Raw genomic sequence first — 18335 nt, forward strand, 5'->3', positions numbered from 1 at the left:
GATAGCGCGGCAGCAGCGCGCAACTTCAAACTCAGCTGGACCCCCGCCTGCGCGGGGGCTTCGGCCCAATCGGAGATTTGACCTCGTGGGCAAGGAAACCGGGTTTCTCGAACTGGATCGGCGCGATCGGGATTATCTCGATCCCAAGGAGCGTCTGGGCAACTACCGCGAATTCGTGGTCCAGCCGGACGATGCGACGCTCGCCGGGCAGGCGTCGCGCTGCATGAACTGCGGCATTCCCTATTGTCACAACGGCTGCCCGGTGAACAACCTGATCCCGGACTGGAACCACCTCGTCTACGAAGACGACTGGCGCAACGCGCTCGACGTGCTGCATTCCACCAATAACTTCCCCGAATTCACCGGCCGCATCTGCCCCGCCCCGTGCGAGGCGAGCTGCACGCTCAACATCGTCGACCAGCCGGTGACGATCAAATCGATCGAATGCGCGATCGTCGATCGCGGGTGGAAGGAAGGCTGGATCGAGCCGCAGATTCCCGAGACGAAGACCGGCAAGTCGGTCGCGGTGGTCGGTTCCGGCCCCGCCGGCATGGCCTGCGCACAGCAGCTCGCGCGCGCCGGGCACAGCGTCACCCTGTTCGAAAAGAACGACCGGGTCGGCGGGCTGCTGCGCTACGGCATCCCCGACTTCAAAATGGAAAAACACCTGATCAGCCGCCGCTGCATCCAGATGGAAGCCGAAGGGGTCGAGTTCAAAACGTCGAAGGAAGTCGGCGTCGATGTTTCGTTCAAGAGCCTGCAGGAAAACTTCGACGCGATCGTGCTTTCGGGCGGCGCCGAGGATGCCCGCGCGCTTTCGATCCCCGGCGCGGAAATGCCCGGCGTGCGGCTCGCGATGGAGTTCCTGACCCAGCAGAACAAGCGCAACGCCGGCGACGACGAGCTGCGCGCCGCGCCGCGCGGCAGCCTGCTCGCGACCGACAAGCATGTGGTGGTGATCGGCGGCGGCGATACCGGCAGCGACTGCGTCGGCACCTCCAACCGGCAGGGCGCGAAGAGCGTGACCCAGCTCGAGATCATGCCCAAGCCGCCGGAAAAGGAAGACAAGGCGCTGACCTGGCCCGACTGGCCATTGAAGCTGCGCACTTCCTCGAGCCACGAGGAAGGCGTCGAGCGCGACTGGGCTGTTCTCACCAAGCGCGTGATCGGCGATGGCGACACCGTCACCGGGCTCGAATGCGCGCGGGTCGAATGGGTGGATGGCCAGATGCGCGAAGTCGTCGGCAGCGAATTCACCATTCCAGCCGACCTGATCCTGCTTGCAATGGGCTTTGTCGGGCCGAAGAAGGCAGGGCTGCTCGAACAGGCGGGGGTCGAGCTGACCGAGCGCGGAAACGTGTCTGCCAACACCGAAGACTACACCACCAGCGTGCCCGGCGTGTTTGCCTGCGGCGACATTCGGCGCGGGCAAAGCCTGGTCGTGTGGGCGATCCGCGAAGGTCGACAGGCCGCGCGCGCGGTCGACGAGGCGCTGATGGGTGTGACCGAATTGCCGCGTTGAGCGCTCGTCCCGCCCCGTTTCGGGCACACGCCGCACAAAAAGTGATCGCCAGCCGATAAATTCCGTTGCGTTTTTCGCGCGATGGGTGCGTGTTGCGCGGCAGACAAACATGTTTGGGAGACGGCGTTCGGCGCTCGTCCGGGTCGCACGGCCCGCCACGGGTACCCCTCGCCGAGATAACAGGGTGGTCATGCGATTCGGGCGCGGGAACCACAGGGGAGCATGAGATGCAGGTCACTCCGGCCAATCCAAAAAACTCGCTGTGCGCTCGTGCGCTCGTTCTGGCAGCCCTTGGCGGTGGATCGCTTGCGTTGGCGAGCCCCGCATTGGCGGAGAGCGGAGCCGACCCGTTCGACTACGCCGTCGCCTTCGATGCGGAATTCGACGAGGCACAGGTGCGCCCCGCTCCTCAGGGCGGGATCGTCCTGCTGCCCGAAGACGTCGAGCGCTTCGCACAAGCTGCGTCGACCGCGCCGGTTTCCTCCGCCGCGCCGCTGCTCTCGCTGCAAGGCAAGGCGTTGATCCCGCCCGGCCCGCCGAAACCCTTTTCGGCGCGGCTGGTCGTCTCGCAATTCGTCGATGTCCCGGTCGCGGGCGATGCCGACGACGTGGTGCGCTACAGCGGGCGCGCCGATGCCTATGTCGATATCGGCGGGAGTAATTTCGGGCTCGATGACAGCTGGCAGCTGACGCTGCGGCCAGAATACACCTGGGGCAAGACTTCGAACGGCGCGATCGGGCTGATCCCCAGCAACACCTCGCTGTTCCGCCCCGAAGGCGCGGGCGATTTCGACCTGTCGGTCAGCATTTCGAAGCGCTGGAAATCGGGCGCCAAGCTAACCATCGGCAAGGTCAACGTGCTCGACATCTCGGGCTCGCTACCGGTGGTCGAAAGCGACGGGCATTACGGCTTCCAGAACCTCGGTCTGGCGCTGCCGCCGACCGCCGTGGTCCCCAACACGCTAACCGGCGCGCAGCTCGAAATTCCGACCAAGAATTTCATCTACCGCCTGTGGGTGTTCGATCCGGATTCGCAATACCAGCGCACCGGCTTCGAAACCGCGTTCGAAAGCGGCGTCGCCTTCATGGCAGCCGCCGCCTACAAGGCGCGGATCGGCAAGATGCCGGGCATCTACAATTTCGCAGTGGTCGGATCGACCCGCGACCAGTTCGCGGTCGATATCCTGCCGCGCGCGCTTACCCCGCCGCCGCAGCCGATCGCCTCGTTCGGCGACGAAAGCGGCGAGCTGGCGGTGCAGCTTTCGGCCTATCAGTTCATCACGCTCTATCCCGAAGCACCGGGCAAGGGCTGGGGCATCCTCGCCCGGTTCCAGGCTTCCAGCGGCGACCCGACCTTCCTCGATTACTCGGGCTATTTCGGGATTTCGGGCAATCCCCGCAAGCGCCCGCAGGACCGCTTCGGCCTCGCCTATTTCCAGTATTCGCTGACCGACGAGCTGGTCGACGACATCGCCTTCCGCCTGCCGATCGAGGACGAACAGGGCGTCGAGGCGTTCTACACGCTTGGCATCCACAAGGGATTCGAGCTGACGGTCAATGCGCAGCTGATCGACAGCGCGGTCGCGTTCCGCGACACCGGAGTGCTGGTCGGTGCACGTCTGACGGCAGGATTCTGAGATGCGATGCGCTGCCGGTCTCGCGCTGGCGGCAGCGCTGGTGACAGGCGGCTGTGTCCATGTCACTTCGCCGGAAGACACGGCTGACGTCGCAAAGCGCTTCGTCGGCGATTACGATGGCAGCTCGTTCGAGACATTCGCAGGTATGCGGATCACGGACGATCGCCGCTGGGAATGGGCGCTGTCAGTAGGAGCGCTAGACCTGCGCTCAAGTGGCACATGGCGCGTCGACGACACCAGCATCCATTTCACCACCGATCCTGAGCCGGTACCGGCAGAAATCCGCATGCTCGGACTGGTGCCGGGTAAAGGCGACCGGTTGGTGGACCTCGTCCACACGAATGGCGAACCCTTTGCCTACGCCGATGCCTGGATAGAGTGTGCAGACGGTTCGATCGATTTTCAGGCGGTTTCGGACGAGACTCTCCTCGATCCGGACGATCCGCCCCCGGAAAGATGCACCGAGCCGGTCGCCGTCACCGTCCGGCAGAGCAATTACAAGGTGGATTCGCCACGTTATGTATTGGCCGACATCGGCTGGACTCCTAGCCAGATGCTGAAATTCGAGTTCGTGCCCAACGATCTGGGCGTAATGAGCCTCACCGGCATGCGCGGATACCTGACCAAGGGTGATCGAATCCTGACTGTCGAGGGTCCACTGGGAACCGAGGAAATGCGCCGAGTAACAGCTGCACCTGCGGCTGAATGAAGCCACGCTTTCTGATCACCGGGTCCTCGGGCGGGGGCAAGTCCACCTTGATCGCACGCCCTGCGCAGCGCGGCGCCCGTGTCGTCCGTGAACCGGGCCTTCGCGTGAGTCAGGGCGAAGGACCGAAACCATGGGAAGATCGGGCGGAATTCGTCCTCGCGCAGGATCGCTAGCCAGCGCCTCCCGCACACCCCACGCACATCGCGACGCCGGGATCGTGGCGCAGGCGCGCTGCGGCGATCGCTTCGCCGCAGCGCACGCAATAGCCCCATTCGCCTTCGTCGAGCCGTTCGAGCGCGGCCCTGATCCGCGCCCGCTCAGCCGCACGGCGGCGTTCCTGCGCCTGCGCCATCGCCTGCTGCTGCATCGCGTCCATCCGCGAGAGCCGACCGACGCTGTCCTGCTGCAATTCGACCGTGTCGCGCGAATCCGCGTTGGTGGCGTCTTCTTGCTCGAGCTGCGCTTGCCGTTCGAGCAAAGCCTGGCGGGCCTCCTCTTCGGTCATCCCAGCGACCAGTCGATCACGCCGCGCCCGTGGCTTTCGAGAAAGGCATTGGCCTGGCTGAACGGGCGCGAGCCGAAAAAGCCGTTATGCGCCGAGAGCGGGCTGGGGTGGGGTGACGTCAGCACAAGGTGGTGCTGAGAGGTGCCAAGCGCGCGCACTCGTCCCGCTTTCTTCTTCGCATGGCTGCCCCACAGGATGAACACGGTCGGATCGCCGCGCTCGGCCACCGCCGCGACGGCGGCGTCGGTGATCGCATCCCACCCGCGACCGGCATGGCTGCCCGCCTGCCCGGCCGCCACGGTCAGCGTGTTGTTGAGCAGCAGCAGCCCCTGCTGCGCCCATTTCGACAGATTGCCGTGCGCGGGCCGTGCGATCCCGCAATCGCTCTCCAGCTCCTTGAAGATGTTGACCAGCGAGGGCGGCACCTTGACCCCGTCCTGCACCGAGAATGCGAGACCGTGCGCCTGGTTCGGCCCGTGATAGGGATCCTGCCCGAGAATCACCACCCGCACTGCGTCGAGCGGCGTCATTGCCAGCGCGGCAAGCCGGGTGCCGCGCGGCGGGTAGATAACCTTGCCCGCGTCCTCCTGCGCGCGCAGCCAGCCGCCGAGCTTGCGTGCTTCGGGCTGCGCCAGCACCGGTTCGAGCGCGTCGCGCCAGCTTTCGGGTATTGCCTCGCTCGCCATTCCGACACTGCTACACCCGGTTGCAGGGCGCGCGCGAGTGCGCCCTTTCCCTCTTTCCCCAATGGTCCTAGAGAACACAGCCGACATGACAGTGCATTTCCACGAAGAAGACCTGCCCGCAGGCGTGCTCGAGGGCGCGAGCGATCTCGCGGTCGATACCGAAACCATGGGCCTCGTGACGCCGCGCGACCGGCTGTGCGTGGTGCAGATCAGCGACGGCTCGGGCGATGAGCATCTGGTGCGGTTTGCGCCCGGCAGCGATTACGCCGCTCCCAATCTCAAGGCGATCCTCGGCAATCGCGATCGGACCAAGCTGTATCACTTCGCCCGCTTCGATCTCGCCGCGATCCACCACTACCTCGGGGTGATGGCCGGGCCGGTGTTCTGCACCAAGATCGCCAGCAAGCTGACCCGCACCTACACCGACCGGCACGGGCTCAAGAACCTGGTCGACGAATTGCTGGGCGAAACCCTGTCGAAGCAGCAGCAGAGCTCCGACTGGGGCGGCCCCGAACTCAGCGAGGCGCAGCGCGATTATGCCGCTTCCGATGTCCGCTACCTGCACCGCCTGCGCGACGAGCTCGCCGTGCGGCTGGAGCGCGAGGGGCGCACGCACCTCGCCCAGGCCTGTTTCGAATTCCTGCCCACCCGCGCGCTGCTCGACATCGCCGGTTGGGCCGATCACGACATCTTCAGCCACGCGTAAGCGCCACGGAGCGATACACCGCCGCCATGATTACCAAGCGCCGCATCGAAACCAGCGAAGCGATGGCTCTGCGCAGCAAGCGCCAGCATCTCGCCGCGCCGGGCGGATCGCACGATCGGCTGGTCGGCTTTCTCGCGCGCGCGCTGCCGATGGCGGTCGGGCTGATCGCGGCGCTGATGGTGATCACTCCGCTTTCGCCGCGCGGCGAGGTCAGCTTTCTGCTCGATCGCAACAAGGTGGCGATGATCAACGAGCGGTTGAGCGTCGACAACGCGATGTATCGTGGGCGCGACGACGAAGGGCGACCGTTCTCGATCACCGCCGGTGAAGCCGTGCAGCGCTCGAGCGTGGAAGGGCTGGTGCGGATGGACGATCTCGTCGCCCAATTGCTGCTTACCGATGGGCCGGCGCGGATCAGCGCGCCCGGCGGCACCTACGACATCGACGAGGAAGTGGTGACGATCAACGGAGAGGTGCGGCTGACTGCGGCCGACGGCTACACGATGACGGCGCGCGGCGTGTCGGTCGATCTGCAGGCGCGCACGATGCGCGGCGACAACGGGGTCGAGGGCAAGGTCCCCGCGGGTGCGTTCTCGGCGCGGGCGATCGAAGCCGATCTCGGCGCGCGCACGATCGCGCTGGACGGCAATGCGCGACTGTCGATGATCCCGGGAAAGTTGAGGGTACCGTGATGGCGAATGACACCGACCGATCGATCCAGCCGCGCCGCCACCGGTTGAGCCGGGTTGCGTTCGGATGGGCGGCAGGCGGATTTGCGCTCGGGCTGGTGGCGATCGGCGGGATCGGCCTGCAGGCGCAGGGCATCGCCAGCCACAACACCAACGCGCCGGTGAACTACGCGGCTGATCGGATCGAATTGCAGGATCGGCAGAACCGGGTGGTGCTTTCCGGCAACGTCGTGATCGACCAGGCCGGCCTGCGGGTGCAATCCGCGCGCACGCTGGTCAATTACGATGACACCGGATCCCTGCGGATCGACCGAATCACCGCGACCGGCGGCGTCACCGTCACCCGCGGCAACGAGCGCGCGAACGGGGACGTGGCGATTTACGACTTCAACCGCCGGATCATCACCATGGCCGGCAACGTGCGGCTGCGCCGCGGGACCGATACGCTCAATGGCGGACGGCTGGTGATCGACCTGCGCTCTGGCCTCGCGAGCGTCGATGGCCGGGCTTCGGGCACCGGCACGCCGGGAGCGGGCCAATCGGGCAGCGGACGGGTGACCGGCAGCTTCTCGGTGCCGCAGGACGGCGGCAGCGACTAGCCTGGGGCCGCAGGGTCGTCAGTACGCGTTTTCGTGAGTCAGCACCCACACGGTCCTGAACAGGATCGCGACGTCGTGGCCCAGCGACCAGTTGGAGATGTATTCCAGATCCGAACGCAGCCGATCGGTCAGGTCCTTTTCCTCCTCGGTCGCGCCGCGATGGCCGCGCACCTGCGCCAGCCCGGTCAGCCCCGGCTTGAGCGAGTGGCGCTTCCAGTACCGGCTGTCGACTTCCCAGAACAGCTTGCTGTTGGCGCGGCTTCCCAGAGCATGGGGGCGCGGGCCGACCACCGACATGTCGCCCTTGAGCACGTTGATCAGCTGCGGCAGTTCATCGATGCTGGTGCGGCGGATGAAGCCGCCGATGCGGGTGATGCGATCGTCGTCGCGCGAGGTCGATCGCTCGCCATCCAGATCGAGCTTGCCGGTGCGCATCGAGCGGAACTTGAGCATGTCGAAGAACTGGTTGCCGCGCCCCAGCCGACGCTGCACGAACAGGACGGGTCCGCCATCCTCGAGCTTGATCGCCAGCGCGACCAGCAACAGCACCGGAGAGAGCGCCACCAGTCCCGCCAGCGCGACAACGATATCGAACAGGCGCTTCGTGATCCGGCCTCGCAGCCCCAACGGGCCGGTCGATACCACCAGGGTCGTGCGCTCCTGCGCGGAATAGCGATGGACCCCCAGCGCGCCGAGCTCGTGCGCCGGCTCACTCACGATCTCGCCGTAGACGCCCGAAGATTTCAGCAGGAACGCCCAGCTCGCGCGCCGCTCGCGCGGGCAACTGACCACCACCTGATCCTGGTTGCGCAGCAGCTTGCCGAGTCGATCGAGCATGAAGGGATCGTGGCTGGTCGGGTCGAGCGCATACTTCGCTGCGGAGATCGTCGAACACTTCGCCAGCGAAAAGCTCGGCCCGCCATCGTTAATGACCAGCTGGTTGCGGATCCTCCCCGCCCAGAAACGATCGATGATTATCGGCACCAGCCGTCTGAACGACATCAGGGCGATGGCGCTGAATACGAGGCCGAGCGTCATGGCGACGCGCGAAAACTCTGCGTTCGCCTTGAGGTAGAATGCGACGAAATTCAGCAGTCCCGCCGAAATACCCAGTGCGATCAGAGCCTTGCGCGATGCGAACAGCCAGTCTCCGAGCGCCCTCACCCCATAGGTGGAATTGTACAGCGCGATCGTGAAATACACCGGAAGGATCGTCTGCGCAGCGAGCATGGTGCGCGGTTCCCACCATTCGCCTTCGTAAAGCAGCGACGCCAGCGCGAAGGCGAGGTTCAGCAGAACCGCGTCGATCAGCAGCATCAGGGTATAGGCACGCAGCCGACGCCGCTCGAGCGAGGGAGCGATCTTGCGTTCGACCAAGTCGGGCTGGGCTGTCGTCAGCAGCGGCCCGGTGTGCGTGTTCATGCGTGCCTGTTCCCTTGGCGAGCCACGTAGTATCCCTTAGCCGCAGCCATAGCGAAGAATTTACCGATTGTGCGAGTGCGAGCGGGATTTTTCCCGGGAAATCTACCTTTTGGCGGCGAACCGGGCGATTTCAGCGAGGTCCTGCGCCAGCAGCAGCTGCGCGGTCTGGCTGTTGGCCAGCAAGGTGCGATGCAGGTCGACGAGGCGCGGGATCAGGCGTTCCAGCTTGCTGTGCTTCGCGCCGCGCCGTTCGGGCAGGTTCCAGCATGCCAGCTGCTGGCGGATGTCGCGTTCCTCGCGCCAGAAGATTCCCAGCTGCGCCTTTTCGCCCTTGCCCAGCGCGTCGAAATCGGGGCGCGGGCCGAGTTTTGCGGTGATCTGCGCAAGCTGCGCCGCGCGCCGCTCCAGTGCCAGCAGCAGGCCGACCGGGTTGAGGCCGAGCTCTCGCAGGCGATGGATTTCCCTGTCGAGCCGACCGGTTTCTCCACCCAGCACCGCGTTGACGAGCGGCTGGAACCCGTCCTCTTCGGTCGAAGCGCCGATGTCCTCGTAATCCTCGACCGACGCGGTCTTGGGCGATTGCGGATCGGCGTCGCAATAGAGCGCGAGCTTGGTGACTTCGGACTGCGCCAGTCGCACGTCGAGCCCGGCACCGCGCGCGATCCGCTCCGCCAGGTCGCCGCCGAGCCGCAGGCCCGCCGCGTCCGCCATGCCGCGCACCGACACCGCGACCGATGCAAGATCGGGCGGGTAGAACATCGCCACCAGCGCGTCCTTGCGCTTTTCGAGCAGTTTGGCGGTGCGCGACTTGTCGGTTGCGGAGGTCGCGACGATCAGTACCGGCGCGGCCTCGCCCGCACCCGCTTCGCCCGTTTCGATCAAGGCCTTGAGCGCGTCATGCGCCTCGTCGCCGCTGGCGCGCACGAGGATGTGACGCTGATCGCCGAACAGCGATCCCGACCGGGCCTCGTCGCCAAGCATCGCCGGGTCCTTGCGCAGATCGGCTCCCGCCACATCGACCCGCTCACCCGGATCGTCGAGCGCGTCGATCACCGCCTTGGCGGCTGCGGATGCGCCCGCTTCGTCAGGGCCGCAGAAGAAGAAGATCGAGGCTTGGGCAGCGCTGCGCGGGACGCCGCGGGCGAAATCGCGCTGGTTGGCCTTCACTGGCCCGATGGCCCGTTGCGGTGGTTGCGCAATGTCAGCGCGATCCGCGTCGCCATGCGCTCGGCAACCTCTTCAGCGAGGTTTTCGAGCGCGGTCTGCTCGGCGGCGATGGTGGCGTATTCGCTCGACACCACGTCGATCCCGGCGTCGGCGCCGGACGTCGCATCGAGCAGGATCTCGCCGGTCGCAAGGTCGATCAGCTGGTAGCGCGCGCGCAGGATGCGGCGTTCGCGGCTGATCGTGTCGTCGTTGAGCACGCCGAGCGCCTCGAGGGAATCGTCGAGCCGCACGTCGAGACGGTAGGCGGGGGCGGTGTCTCCCGCGACGCCGAGCCGATCCTTCAGCGCGTTGCGCACCAGCCACCCGTCCCGACCGGGGATCGCCGGCACGTCGACCGCGGCAAGCCCCTGCGGCAAGGCAGCGTTGCTGCCGCCCGCATACATCGGTTGCAGCCCGCAGGCCGCCAAGGACGGGACGAGCGCGAGCAGCGCCGCCAAGGCGAACGGCCTGCGCATCAGGTTACGATATTCACCAGCCGGTCGGGCACCACGATCACCTTGCGCACCTGAGCTCCATCGATCGAACGCTGGACCTTCTCGGATGCGAGCGCAAGCGCTTCGAGGTCTTCCTTCGGCGCTCCCTTGGGCGCAGTGAGCGTGTCGCGCAGCTTGCCCATATGCTGGACCGCGATGGTGACTTCGTCCTCGACCAGCATCGCGGGATCGTGCTCTGGCCAGGCGGCGTCGGCGATCAGGCTGGTGTGCCCCATCTTCGCATGCGCCTCTTCGGCAAGGTGCGGCATCATCGGGCCGACCATGTGCAGGATCGCGGTGATGGCGAAGTTGCGGTCGGTGCCCGGTTGCGCCTTTTCGGCGGCCCCAGTGAGTTCGTAGAGGCGGGCGACTGCCTTGTTGAAGCCGAGCGATTCGATATCCTCGGCCACGGCGACGATGGTCTGGTGCGTCTTGCGCGCGAGCGGCTTGTCCTCTCCGGTGGCGTCCGGATCGTAGCTGTCGAACAGCCGCCACAGCCGCTGGACGAAGCGCCAGCAGCCTTCGATCCCGCTTTCGGACCACGGCAGGTCGCGTTCGGGCGGGCTGTCGGACAGCATGAACCAGCGCACCGCATCCGCGCCGTAACTGGCAATGATATTGTCGGGATCGACGACGTTCTTCTTCGATTTCGACATCTTGACGACGCGGCCGGCGGTGACCGGCTTGCCGCCTTCCACCGTCACCCAGTCGGCACCATCCTTGCGGACCTCGTCGGGGCTGAGCCATGAGCCATCGCCGAGACTGTAGGTCTCGTGCGTCACCATGCCCTGCGTGAACAGCGCGGCGAACGGCTCGGTCAGCTCGAGCTTGCCGATCCGTTCGAGCGCGCGAGTCCAGAAACGGGCGTAGAGCAGGTGCAGGATCGCGTGCTCGACCCCACCGATATATTGCTCGACCGGCAGCCAGGCGGCGACTTCCGCGGGATCGAACGGCGCATCGTCGGGCTGGCTGGCGAAGCGCAGGAAGTACCACGACGAATCCGCGAAAGTATCGAGCGTGTCGGTCTCCCGCTCAGCCTTGCCGCCGCATTTGGGGCAATCGACATGCTTCCAGGTAGGGTGCCGCACCAGCGGATTGCCCGGCGTTTCGAAGTCGATGTCTTCGGGCAGCACGACCGGCAGCTGCTCTTTCGGCACCGGCACGACGCCGCACGAATCGCAGTGAATGAACGGGATCGGCGTACCCCAATACCGCTGACGCGAAATGCCCCAGTCGCGCAAGCGCCACACGGTCGTACCCTGGCCCCAGCCACCGTCTTCGGCGCGGCGAATCACTTCGGCCTTGGCGTCTTCCACGCTCATGCCATCGAGGAAATCCGAGTTGACGCACACGCCATCGCCCGGTTCTGCCTCATCGCCCATCGGTGCATCGGCCAGCGACACATCGCTCGCTACGACGCGCTGGATCGGAAGTTCGTATTTGGTCGCGAATTCGAAGTCGCGCTGGTCGTGCCCGGGCACTCCCATCACCGCGCCGGTGCCGTAGTCCATCAGCACGAAGTTGGCGATGAACACAGGCATAGCCTGATCGCGGAAAGGGTGTTTTGCGGTGAGCTCAGTCCTGAAGCCCAGCTTCTCGGCGGTTTCGAGTTCGGCAGCGGTGGTGCCACCCTTCTTGCACTGCTCGATAAACGCCGCAACGTCGCGCTCGCCCGCCAGCGCCTGCGCAACCGGATGGTCCGCAGCGACCGCAACAAAGCTTGCGCCGAAGATCGTATCGGGACGTGTGGTGTAGACCGGCAGCTTCTCGCCGTTCGAGAGATCGAACGAAAACTCCAGTCCCTGCGACTTGCCGATCCAGTTTTCCTGCATCAGCCGGACCTTGTCGGGCCAGTCCTTCAGCTCGCCCAGCCCTGCGAGCAAATCCTCGGCGAAATCGGTGATCTTGAGGAACCACTGGTCGAGCTTGCGCTTCTCGACCTCGGCGCCCGAGCGCCAGCCCTTGCCGTCGATCACCTGCTCGTTGGCGAGCACCGTCATGTCGACCGGGTCCCAGTTGACCTCCGACTGGCGGCGATAGACCAGCCCGGCCTCGTACATGTCGATGAACAGCGCCTGCTCGTGGCCGTAATATTCGGGATCGCAGGTCGCGAATTCGCGGGTCCAGTCGAGCGCGAAGCCGATCCGCTTCAGCTGCGCCTTCATCGCCTCGATATTGGACCGGGTCCAGCTGCCGGGATGGACCTTCTTTTCCATCGCGGCGTTCTCCGCCGGCATCCCGAACGCGTCCCACCCCATCGGATGCAGCACTTCGTGCCCGCGCATCTTCTTGTAGCGCGCCAGCACGTCGCCCATCGTGTAATTGCGCACGTGGCCCATGTGGATGCGCCCGCTGGGATACGGGAACATCTCGAGGATATAGCTCTTGGGCTTGGGCGAAGCGGAATCGGCGGTGAAAGTCCCCGCCTCTTCCCATGCACGCTGCCAGCGTCCGTCGGCCGTGGACGGATCGAAACGAGTATCGGTCATGGAATATCCGCTAACGCGAAAAGGTCTATCCGGCTACGGCTTTGCGCCGCAGATCGCGGGCCTTGGTGAGGATGATGTCTTCGAGCTTCTGCACGGTCGCGGCCTGCACCGGCGCATCGACCCAGGTGCCGGTCTGCGAAACCTGCCGCGTCGCAGCCACCCGCAGCGCATCGGCGCGCAGATCCTGGTCGAGGATGGTGATGGTCAGCTTCACCCGCTCGCCCGGATTGCTGGGGTTTGCATACCAGTCTGTCACGATCACGCCGCCCGCGCTGTCTGCCTGCAGCAGCGGCGCGAAACTCACCGTGTCGAGCGCCGCGCGCCAAAGATAGGCGTTGACCCCGATCGTGTTGATCTGCGCGGATTGCAGCTCGGTCGTCGGGCGATCGTTTCCGCCGCAGGCCGCCAGCGGGAGCGCCAGCGCAGCTGCCAGTGCGAGACGGGTTGTGAACGAGAACGGAGTGTTGGCGCGTGTCACTGCAAAAAATCCCTTTTTCTGCTTGTCTGGCTCTATAAAGCTCGCGGACGCAGCGGCAAGCGTCCAAACCGCACCAGGCTCGCGAAAGCTGGCGATGGTGGTTGTCCACTGGGCCTTGCTGCAGGCTGAATTGCGACCCGCGCGGGGGAGTTCGTGTGTGCCGGGGGCAACAGTATTCCGCGGAGTCGCGAGTTAGCTTGTGGAAAAGATTGCGTTACCAGCGTTTGCGGTCCTATCCTGACAGTCTTGTAGAGAGACTCACGAGTCGTTCAGGCGGATTGCCCTATCGATGGCGCGCCTGGACAGATTGACAGGGGATGCGAGCCACGATGCCGGCATGGCCGATCAGGACAGCGAAAACGCAGCGCACGCTGCCGCTGCTTGCTGCGGTCGGCGCACTGGCGCTTGCGGTTCCCTCGACCGGTTTCGCAGTAGTCTCGCTCACCGAGCAGGGTCCCGGCTTCTCCGGTCCCGCGCTGGAATACTTCACCCCGGCTTCGGTCGATCCCGATCTCGCCGCCCGCGTCGTCAGCAAGGCGCGCGAACGCGGCATCCGGTTTACCCCGGCGACCGCGAAGTCCGGCCAGGGCGAGCGCACCGTAACCGTGGCCGTGCGGGTCGATAACCAGACCGCGCAGGCGATTTCGGTCCGCTCGGCAGTCGACGCGGTTCCAGCCGCGGCCAATCGCATCGCGGCGCTGCAACCGACCCGCTACAATCTCGGGACCGCGCGCGGTTACCAGAGCTTCGCGCGGCAGGTCGAACTGCCGAAGACCGTGCGCGACCTGAGCGTTCCCGATCTCGCGGAATTCGAACCGGCGCGCCCGGCTCGCGAAGACAAGCCCAGCCGTCTGCAGCCGCGGATCGCGCTTGAGGACAAGCAGATCGCTGGCCGATCCGAAAATACGCTCGATTCGCTCGGCGCGCAGACGGTCGATGTCGGCGGGTCGTTCCGCCTGTCGCCCAATCTCGACGTGACCGCCGGTGTCCGCCTGTCGCAGGAGCGCGAGCGGATCGACCCGCTGACCAACTCGGTGCAGGACAGCCAGGCTGTCTATGTCGGAACGCAGATTCGGTTCTGACGGCTGCGGGGTCTCGCCTCGGATCCTTTTTTCGCTCGAACCCCGCTCCGGCGGGGTTTTTCTTTGCTCGACGCTACGGCATCGCTAGTCTCCGAATCCCACATCACACCGCTGGAGGAATTGTATGAGCCGTGTCGCCATCGTCACAGGAGGAACGCGCGGGATCGGCCGGGCAATCTGCGAACAATTGAAGGCCGACGGCTTCACCGTTGTCGGCAATTACGGCGGCAATGACGAGGCTGCCAATCACTGCGCCGAAGAGCTCGGCATTCAATGTTACAAGTGGGACGTCGGCGATCACGAAGCCGCGCTGGAAGGCTGCGCCAGGGTGGCCGCAGAAGTCGGCCCGATCGACGTGGTGGTCAACAATGCCGGCATCACCCGCGATGGGACGCTGCTCAGGATGAGCTACGACGACTGGCACGATGTGATGCGCATCAACCTCGGAGGTTGCTTCAACATGGCCAAGGCGTGTTTCCCGGGCATGAAGGAGCGCGGCTGGGGACGGATCGTCAATATCGGCTCGATCAACGGGCAGGCGGGGCAATACGGCCAGGTCAATTACGCCGCCGCCAAGTCGGGCATCCACGGGTTTACCAAGGCGTTGGCGCAGGAGGGCGCGCGCTACAACATCACCGTCAACGCGATCGCGCCGGGCTATATCGATACCGACATGGTCGCCGCCGTGCCCGACAACGTGCTAGAGAAGATCGTCGCCAAAATCCCCGTCGGACGGCTTGGTCAGGCCAGCGAAATCGCGCGCGGGGTAAGCTTCCTGTGCTCCGACGATGCCGGGTTCGTCACCGGTTCGACCATGAGCATCAATGGCGGCCAGCACATGTACTGACATCGGCTTTCTCGCCGCCCCGGCTGCCGAAACCGCCCGGCCTGTTGGCAATTCGTTAACCACAGCGGGTTAGTTTTGGTTATCGAATACCACGGCGAGCGAAGGGGTCAGGTGCATTATGGCCGATACAAAGCCAGAGGTTGACGGCGGAACCTACGCGAAGAAACGCGCAGCGACCCGCAAATCCGCGATGCTGCGCATCGCCAAGGTTGTGTGCGAGGCGGGCGAATATGTCTGCCTGATCCGCGATCTGTCGGAGCTCGGGATCGGGCTCAGCTTCCTGCACGAAGCACCGCCCGAACCGCGCATCATCCTGCAGACGACCAACGGCCTGACCTACCCGCTGGAGCGTGTCTGGGCTGGCAAGCGCCAGGCCGGTTACCGGTTCGGCAGCGAGATTTCTCTCAATGATTTCCTGCACGAGGAAAGTCCTTACGAAAATCGCCCGATCCGGCTCGAAATCGCCGCGCAGGCGCGGATCACCGACGGGCGGACGATCACCCGCGTACGGCTGCTCGACATTTCGCGCGAAGGCGCCAAGTTCGAAAGCGAAGGCCTGCACCCGCAGGACCGGCTCGTCAGTTTCGAAGCGCTCGGCCTGCCGCAACGGCTCGGCCAGGTGCGCTGGCAGACAGGGACGCAGTTCGGCATGCAGTTCCAGCACCCGCTGACGATCGAAGAGCTGGCCGTGACGGCGATCCGGCTGCAACCTTTCGATCCGCGCCTGCCCGATCGGCTGGCCGGCGCGCTGGAGAATTCGCGCGCCGCCTGACCGGCTGGCAGACATCCAAGCTCAATCGATCAGATAGCCGACGACTTTCAGGCCGCTGTCCTCACGCTCGAGCGTTATCGTTTCGATCACGCCCGCGCGGTGTTCGAAATCGCTGCGGAAGCGGACAATGTGAAAGCCGCGTGGCGGTGCGTTCGCGTATTCAAACGCGATCGCCTCGCGTTTTTCGACCGTCCCCAACGGCACGCGCGCCTGCTCGGACGCGGCTATCCAGCCTGCGACAGTGTTGAGATCGCGAAACGATTTGCCTGCCGCATCAAAGCTTGCCTGCCAGTTGCCCACATCGACCAGCGCAAGCCAGGTGCGGGCGGCGCTTTCCCTCGCGGCATCGGCCTCGGCGACTGCGGGGGTGGTCACGCTGTGCGGATCGGCTGGCTCCGGGGCCAGTCCCTCCCCGAACAGCGATGAAACGACGACAAGAGCGGCAAGGATCGACATGATCGAAAGTCCTCCAATCCACAGCGCCCAGCGGGGCACCTGTCCCGGCGCCCCGGATCGAGACGCCTTGCGGGTTGAAGAAGCATCGCCTTCCGTCGCCCGACCCGCATCCCCCAAATCATCGTAGGCAGAATTTTCGGGGGTATGCGTCTCGCGTTCGAACAACATTCGCGCCGCCTCCCGGCTGCTGGTCACGTCGAGCTTGCGCCGTGCCGCGCGCAGTCGCTCGTTGATCGTATGCACCGACAGGCCGAGGTGGCTGGCCGAGGATTTCGCATCGTGCCCGCGCACGATGAGGCGCAGCGTTTCCTTCTCCTTTTCGGTGAGTTGCTCGATCGCGCGCGACATGGGCGGCCTTTTAGGCAATCCGGGGACCCGGCAGCCACCCCAAAAAACTCGTGCCGTCATTCCGCGCGCATTGTATCGCGCCATCCATGGCGACCCGCTATCATCCCCCGGTCAAGCGCTCGATCCAGATCGAAGGGCACAAGACCTCGATCAGTCTCGAGCCGATATTCTGGGACATGCTGCGCGAGGCGGCGACAAGGGAAAGCGTGCCGATCAACGCGCTGGTGGCCCGCATCGATGCCGAACGGATCAGGGCCGAGACCCCGCCCGGTCTCGCAAGCGCGATCCGGGTGTGGCTGGTGAGCCGATCCTAGTCGTCTCCGACCCGCTCGATATCGGCGCCGACCAGCTGGAGCTTTTCCTCGAGCCGTTCGTACCCGCGATCGAGGTGATAGAGCCGTCGCACCGTCGTTTCGCCCTCGGCGGCGAGCCCGGCGATCACCAGGCTCATCGAAGCCCGCAGATCGGTCGCCATCACTTCCGCGCCGGTCAGGTGATCGACTCCCTTGACGATCGCGGTTCGCCCTTCGCTGCTGACATTGGCCCCCATCCGCGCGAGTTCGGGCACATGCATGAAGCGGTTCTCGAAGATCGTTTCCTTGAGCACGCTGGTGCCTTCGGCCTTGCACAGCAGCGCCATCAGCTGCGCCTGCATGTCGGTGGCCAGCCCGGGATAGGGAGCGGTGGTGAGATCGGCAGGCTTGAGCGCGCCGTTGGTCCGGATGTCGATACCCTTGGCGTCCTCGTCGACATGCACGCCGATGCTGCGCAGCGCGTGGATCGTCGCCTGCATGTCGCTGGCCTTGGCCCCTTCGAGCCGCACATCGCCGCCGGTGATCGCTGCGGCGCAGGCATACGAACCCGCCTCGATCCGGTCGGCCATCACCCGGTAGGTCGCGCCGTGCAGCCGCTTGACCCCGTGGATCGTCAGGTCGGAGGTCCCGATCCCTTCGATCTCAGCGCCCATCGCGACCAGCAGGTTGCACAGGTCGACGATTTCCGGCTCTCGCGCAGCATTGAACAGCCTGCTGGTGCCGTTGGCGAGCACCGCCGCCATAACCGCATTCTCGGTCGCGCCGACCGAGACGACCGGAAAATCGTATTCGCCGCCGGGCAGACCGCCGTCGGGCGCGATCGCTTTGACGTAGCCCTGCGCCAGTTCGATCTCCGCCCCGAACGCTTCGAGCGCTTTCAGGTGCAGGTCGATCGGACGGTTGCCGATCGCGCAGCCGCCGGGCATCGAAACGGTCGCCTCGCCCATCCGCGCCAGCATCGGGCCGAGCACGAGGATCGACGCGCGCATCTTGCGCACCAGGTCGTAAGGCGCGACGGTCGAGGTGATCCGCGTCGCCTCCAGCGTCATCACCCGCCCGAAATCCTCGGGCCGCGTGCCCTGGATCGCGGTGGTCACCCCGAACTGGTTCATCAGGTGCTGGAACCCGTCGATATCGGCGAGCCGCGGCAGGTTGCGCAACGTGACCGGTTCCTCGGTCAGCAGCGCGCAGGGGATGAGCGTGAGCGCGGCGTTCTTCGCGCCCGAAATCGGAATCGTGCCCGACAGGCGATTGCCGCCCTTGATGATGAGTTTGTCCATGGTTTTTCGCCTTAGCGCATCGCGCATTTCGCGCAACTGACGCGCGAACCGATAGTGGACGTTGACCTTGCGAAGCGTGCACGGCACGAGGATC

Annotated in this window: 20 protein-coding genes; 11 read left to right on the forward strand and 9 right to left on the reverse strand. The window is 65.4% G+C overall.

Going from position 1 to position 18335, the window contains the following annotated elements; genetic code table 11:
* Nucleotides 1–85 precede the first annotated feature (85 nt).
* From KDC96_RS12065 to KDC96_RS16715, 4 genes are all read left to right on the forward strand, one after another.
* The gene (locus tag KDC96_RS12065; protein WP_212448665.1) at nucleotides 86–1522 is read left to right on the forward strand and encodes a glutamate synthase subunit beta; all 1437 of its coding nucleotides are present in this window, start codon (nucleotides 86–88) and stop codon (nucleotides 1520–1522) included.
* Nucleotides 1523–1749: 227 nt separating this feature from the next.
* On the forward strand, nucleotides 1750–3159 hold the full coding sequence (locus KDC96_RS12070) for a carbohydrate porin (protein WP_212448666.1): 1410 nt from the start codon (nucleotides 1750–1752) through the stop codon (nucleotides 3157–3159).
* Between the two features lies 1 nt (nucleotide 3160).
* Nucleotides 3161–3868: a hypothetical protein gene (locus KDC96_RS12075; protein ID WP_212448667.1), complete on the forward strand. Its 708-nt coding sequence runs from the start codon at nucleotides 3161–3163 to the stop codon at nucleotides 3866–3868.
* Entirely contained in the window at nucleotides 3865–4041 is a 177-nt protein-coding gene (locus KDC96_RS16715) for an AAA family ATPase (protein WP_212448668.1), read from the forward strand. Before KDC96_RS12075 ends, KDC96_RS16715 begins: the two co-directional genes overlap by 4 nt.
* Here the strand turns inward: KDC96_RS16715 and KDC96_RS12085 are convergent.
* Both KDC96_RS12085 and ung read right to left on the reverse strand, forming a co-directional pair.
* Nucleotides 4038–4373 carry a TraR/DksA C4-type zinc finger protein gene (locus KDC96_RS12085; RefSeq protein WP_212448669.1) on the reverse strand — a complete coding sequence of 112 codons (336 nt, stop codon included), beginning with the start codon at nucleotides 4371–4373 and terminating at the stop codon, nucleotides 4038–4040. The two genes, KDC96_RS16715 and KDC96_RS12085, sit on opposite strands and share 4 nt — an antisense overlap.
* On the reverse strand, nucleotides 4370–5059 hold the full coding sequence (gene ung, locus KDC96_RS12090; RefSeq protein WP_212448670.1) for a uracil-DNA glycosylase: 690 nt from the start codon (nucleotides 5057–5059) through the stop codon (nucleotides 4370–4372). The genes KDC96_RS12085 and ung overlap by 4 nt, the downstream gene beginning before the upstream one ends.
* Before the next feature lie 85 nt (nucleotides 5060–5144).
* On the opposite strand from ung, the gene KDC96_RS12095 reads away from it, so the two are divergent.
* The 3 genes from KDC96_RS12095 to KDC96_RS12105 are packed head-to-tail and all read left to right on the forward strand — an operon-like array spanning nucleotide 5145 to nucleotide 7053.
* Nucleotides 5145–5765, forward strand: coding sequence for a ribonuclease D (locus KDC96_RS12095; RefSeq protein WP_212448671.1), 621 nt, complete (start codon nucleotides 5145–5147; stop codon nucleotides 5763–5765).
* A 26-nt stretch (nucleotides 5766–5791) separates the two neighbouring features.
* A complete protein-coding gene (gene lptC, locus KDC96_RS12100; protein WP_212448672.1) occupies nucleotides 5792–6457 on the forward strand; it encodes an LPS export ABC transporter periplasmic protein LptC in 666 nt (221 codons plus the stop codon).
* Nucleotides 6457–7053 (forward strand): LptA/OstA family protein, encoded by a 597-nt coding sequence (locus KDC96_RS12105; protein WP_212448673.1) that lies wholly within the window; start codon nucleotides 6457–6459, stop codon nucleotides 7051–7053. The genes lptC and KDC96_RS12105 overlap by 1 nt, the downstream gene beginning before the upstream one ends.
* Nucleotides 7054–7071: 18 nt before the next feature.
* Here the strand turns inward: KDC96_RS12105 and KDC96_RS12110 are convergent, their stop codons facing one another.
* From KDC96_RS12110 to KDC96_RS12130, 5 genes are all read right to left on the reverse strand, one after another.
* A complete protein-coding gene (locus tag KDC96_RS12110; RefSeq protein ID WP_212448674.1) occupies nucleotides 7072–8475 on the reverse strand; it encodes a sugar transferase in 1404 nt (467 codons plus the stop codon).
* A gap of 102 nt (nucleotides 8476–8577) precedes the next feature.
* The gene (holA, locus tag KDC96_RS12115; RefSeq protein ID WP_212448675.1) at nucleotides 8578–9642 is read right to left on the reverse strand and encodes a DNA polymerase III subunit delta; all 1065 of its coding nucleotides are present in this window, start codon (nucleotides 9640–9642) and stop codon (nucleotides 8578–8580) included.
* The gene (gene lptE / locus KDC96_RS12120) at nucleotides 9639–10157 is read right to left on the reverse strand and encodes an LPS assembly lipoprotein LptE (RefSeq protein ID WP_212448676.1); all 519 of its coding nucleotides are present in this window, start codon (nucleotides 10155–10157) and stop codon (nucleotides 9639–9641) included. The genes holA and lptE overlap by 4 nt, the downstream gene beginning before the upstream one ends.
* Complete coding sequence (gene leuS, locus KDC96_RS12125; RefSeq protein WP_212448677.1) at nucleotides 10157–12664, reverse strand: leucine--tRNA ligase; 2508 nt, start codon at nucleotides 12662–12664, stop codon at nucleotides 10157–10159. Before leuS ends, lptE begins: the two co-directional genes overlap by 1 nt.
* A 25-nt stretch (nucleotides 12665–12689) precedes the next feature.
* Nucleotides 12690–13097 carry a DUF3576 domain-containing protein gene (locus tag KDC96_RS12130; protein ID WP_249172021.1) on the reverse strand — a complete coding sequence of 136 codons (408 nt, stop codon included), beginning with the start codon at nucleotides 13095–13097 and terminating at the stop codon, nucleotides 12690–12692.
* Nucleotides 13098–13459: 362 nt separating this feature from the next.
* Between KDC96_RS12130 and KDC96_RS12135 the strand changes: the two genes are divergently transcribed.
* From KDC96_RS12135 to KDC96_RS12145, 3 genes are all read left to right on the forward strand, one after another.
* Complete coding sequence (locus KDC96_RS12135; RefSeq protein ID WP_249171783.1) at nucleotides 13460–14224, forward strand: hypothetical protein; 765 nt, start codon at nucleotides 13460–13462, stop codon at nucleotides 14222–14224.
* 124 nt (nucleotides 14225–14348) lie between these two features.
* Nucleotides 14349–15071: an acetoacetyl-CoA reductase gene (phbB, locus tag KDC96_RS12140; RefSeq protein ID WP_212448679.1), complete on the forward strand. Its 723-nt coding sequence runs from the start codon at nucleotides 14349–14351 to the stop codon at nucleotides 15069–15071.
* A gap of 118 nt (nucleotides 15072–15189) precedes the next feature.
* Nucleotides 15190–15843, forward strand: a complete 654-nt coding sequence (locus tag KDC96_RS12145) for a PilZ domain-containing protein (protein ID WP_212448680.1) — start codon at nucleotides 15190–15192, stop codon at nucleotides 15841–15843.
* Between the two features lie 21 nt (nucleotides 15844–15864).
* Here KDC96_RS12145 and KDC96_RS12150 read toward each other — a convergent pair whose 3' ends face one another.
* On the reverse strand, nucleotides 15865–16647 hold the full coding sequence (locus tag KDC96_RS12150; RefSeq protein ID WP_212448681.1) for a DUF4019 domain-containing protein: 783 nt from the start codon (nucleotides 16645–16647) through the stop codon (nucleotides 15865–15867).
* A gap of 86 nt (nucleotides 16648–16733) precedes the next feature.
* Here KDC96_RS12150 and KDC96_RS12155 point away from each other — a divergent pair, with 86 nt between their 5' ends.
* Nucleotides 16734–16961: a ribbon-helix-helix domain-containing protein gene (locus KDC96_RS12155; protein ID WP_212448682.1), complete on the forward strand. Its 228-nt coding sequence runs from the start codon at nucleotides 16734–16736 to the stop codon at nucleotides 16959–16961.
* Here KDC96_RS12155 and murA read toward each other — a convergent pair.
* Nucleotides 16958–18241: a UDP-N-acetylglucosamine 1-carboxyvinyltransferase gene (gene murA / locus KDC96_RS12160; RefSeq protein ID WP_212448683.1), complete on the reverse strand. Its 1284-nt coding sequence runs from the start codon at nucleotides 18239–18241 to the stop codon at nucleotides 16958–16960. The genes KDC96_RS12155 and murA overlap by 4 nt on opposite strands.
* Nucleotides 18242–18335: the final 94 nt, after the last annotated feature.

The sequence above is a fragment of the Erythrobacter sp. JK5 genome (genome assembly GCF_018205975.1).
Lineage (GTDB): Bacteria > Pseudomonadota > Alphaproteobacteria > Sphingomonadales > Sphingomonadaceae > Erythrobacter.

Bases quoted from the DNA above. Each gene is read 5' to 3' on its own strand.
- ung (WP_212448670.1), bottom strand. From the start codon at position 5,059: ATGGCGAGCGAGGCAATACCCGAAAGCTGGCGCGACGCGCTCGAACCG.
- KDC96_RS12105 (WP_212448673.1), top strand. From the start codon at position 6,457: ATGGCGAATGACACCGACCGATCGATCCAGCCGCGCCGCCACCGGTTG.
- KDC96_RS12075 (WP_212448667.1), top strand. From the start codon at position 3,161: ATGCGATGCGCTGCCGGTCTCGCGCTGGCGGCAGCGCTGGTGACAGGC.
- leuS (WP_212448677.1), bottom strand. From the start codon at position 12,664: ATGACCGATACTCGTTTCGATCCGTCCACGGCCGACGGACGCTGGCAG.
- lptE (WP_212448676.1), bottom strand. From the start codon at position 10,157: ATGCGCAGGCCGTTCGCCTTGGCGGCGCTGCTCGCGCTCGTCCCGTCC.
- KDC96_RS12085 (WP_212448669.1), bottom strand. From the start codon at position 4,373: ATGACCGAAGAGGAGGCCCGCCAGGCTTTGCTCGAACGGCAAGCGCAG.
- KDC96_RS12145 (WP_212448680.1), top strand. From the start codon at position 15,190: ATGGCCGATACAAAGCCAGAGGTTGACGGCGGAACCTACGCGAAGAAA.
- phbB (WP_212448679.1), top strand. From the start codon at position 14,349: ATGAGCCGTGTCGCCATCGTCACAGGAGGAACGCGCGGGATCGGCCGG.
- KDC96_RS12155 (WP_212448682.1), top strand. From the start codon at position 16,734: ATGGCGACCCGCTATCATCCCCCGGTCAAGCGCTCGATCCAGATCGAA.
- lptC (WP_212448672.1), top strand. From the start codon at position 5,792: ATGATTACCAAGCGCCGCATCGAAACCAGCGAAGCGATGGCTCTGCGC.
- KDC96_RS12095 (WP_212448671.1), top strand. From the start codon at position 5,145: ATGACAGTGCATTTCCACGAAGAAGACCTGCCCGCAGGCGTGCTCGAG.
- KDC96_RS16715 (WP_212448668.1), top strand. From the start codon at position 3,865: ATGAAGCCACGCTTTCTGATCACCGGGTCCTCGGGCGGGGGCAAGTCC.
- KDC96_RS12135 (WP_249171783.1), top strand. From the start codon at position 13,460: ATGCGAGCCACGATGCCGGCATGGCCGATCAGGACAGCGAAAACGCAG.
- KDC96_RS12150 (WP_212448681.1), bottom strand. From the start codon at position 16,647: ATGTCGCGCGCGATCGAGCAACTCACCGAAAAGGAGAAGGAAACGCTG.
- KDC96_RS12070 (WP_212448666.1), top strand. From the start codon at position 1,750: ATGCAGGTCACTCCGGCCAATCCAAAAAACTCGCTGTGCGCTCGTGCG.
- KDC96_RS12110 (WP_212448674.1), bottom strand. From the start codon at position 8,475: ATGAACACGCACACCGGGCCGCTGCTGACGACAGCCCAGCCCGACTTG.
- murA (WP_212448683.1), bottom strand. From the start codon at position 18,241: ATGGACAAACTCATCATCAAGGGCGGCAATCGCCTGTCGGGCACGATT.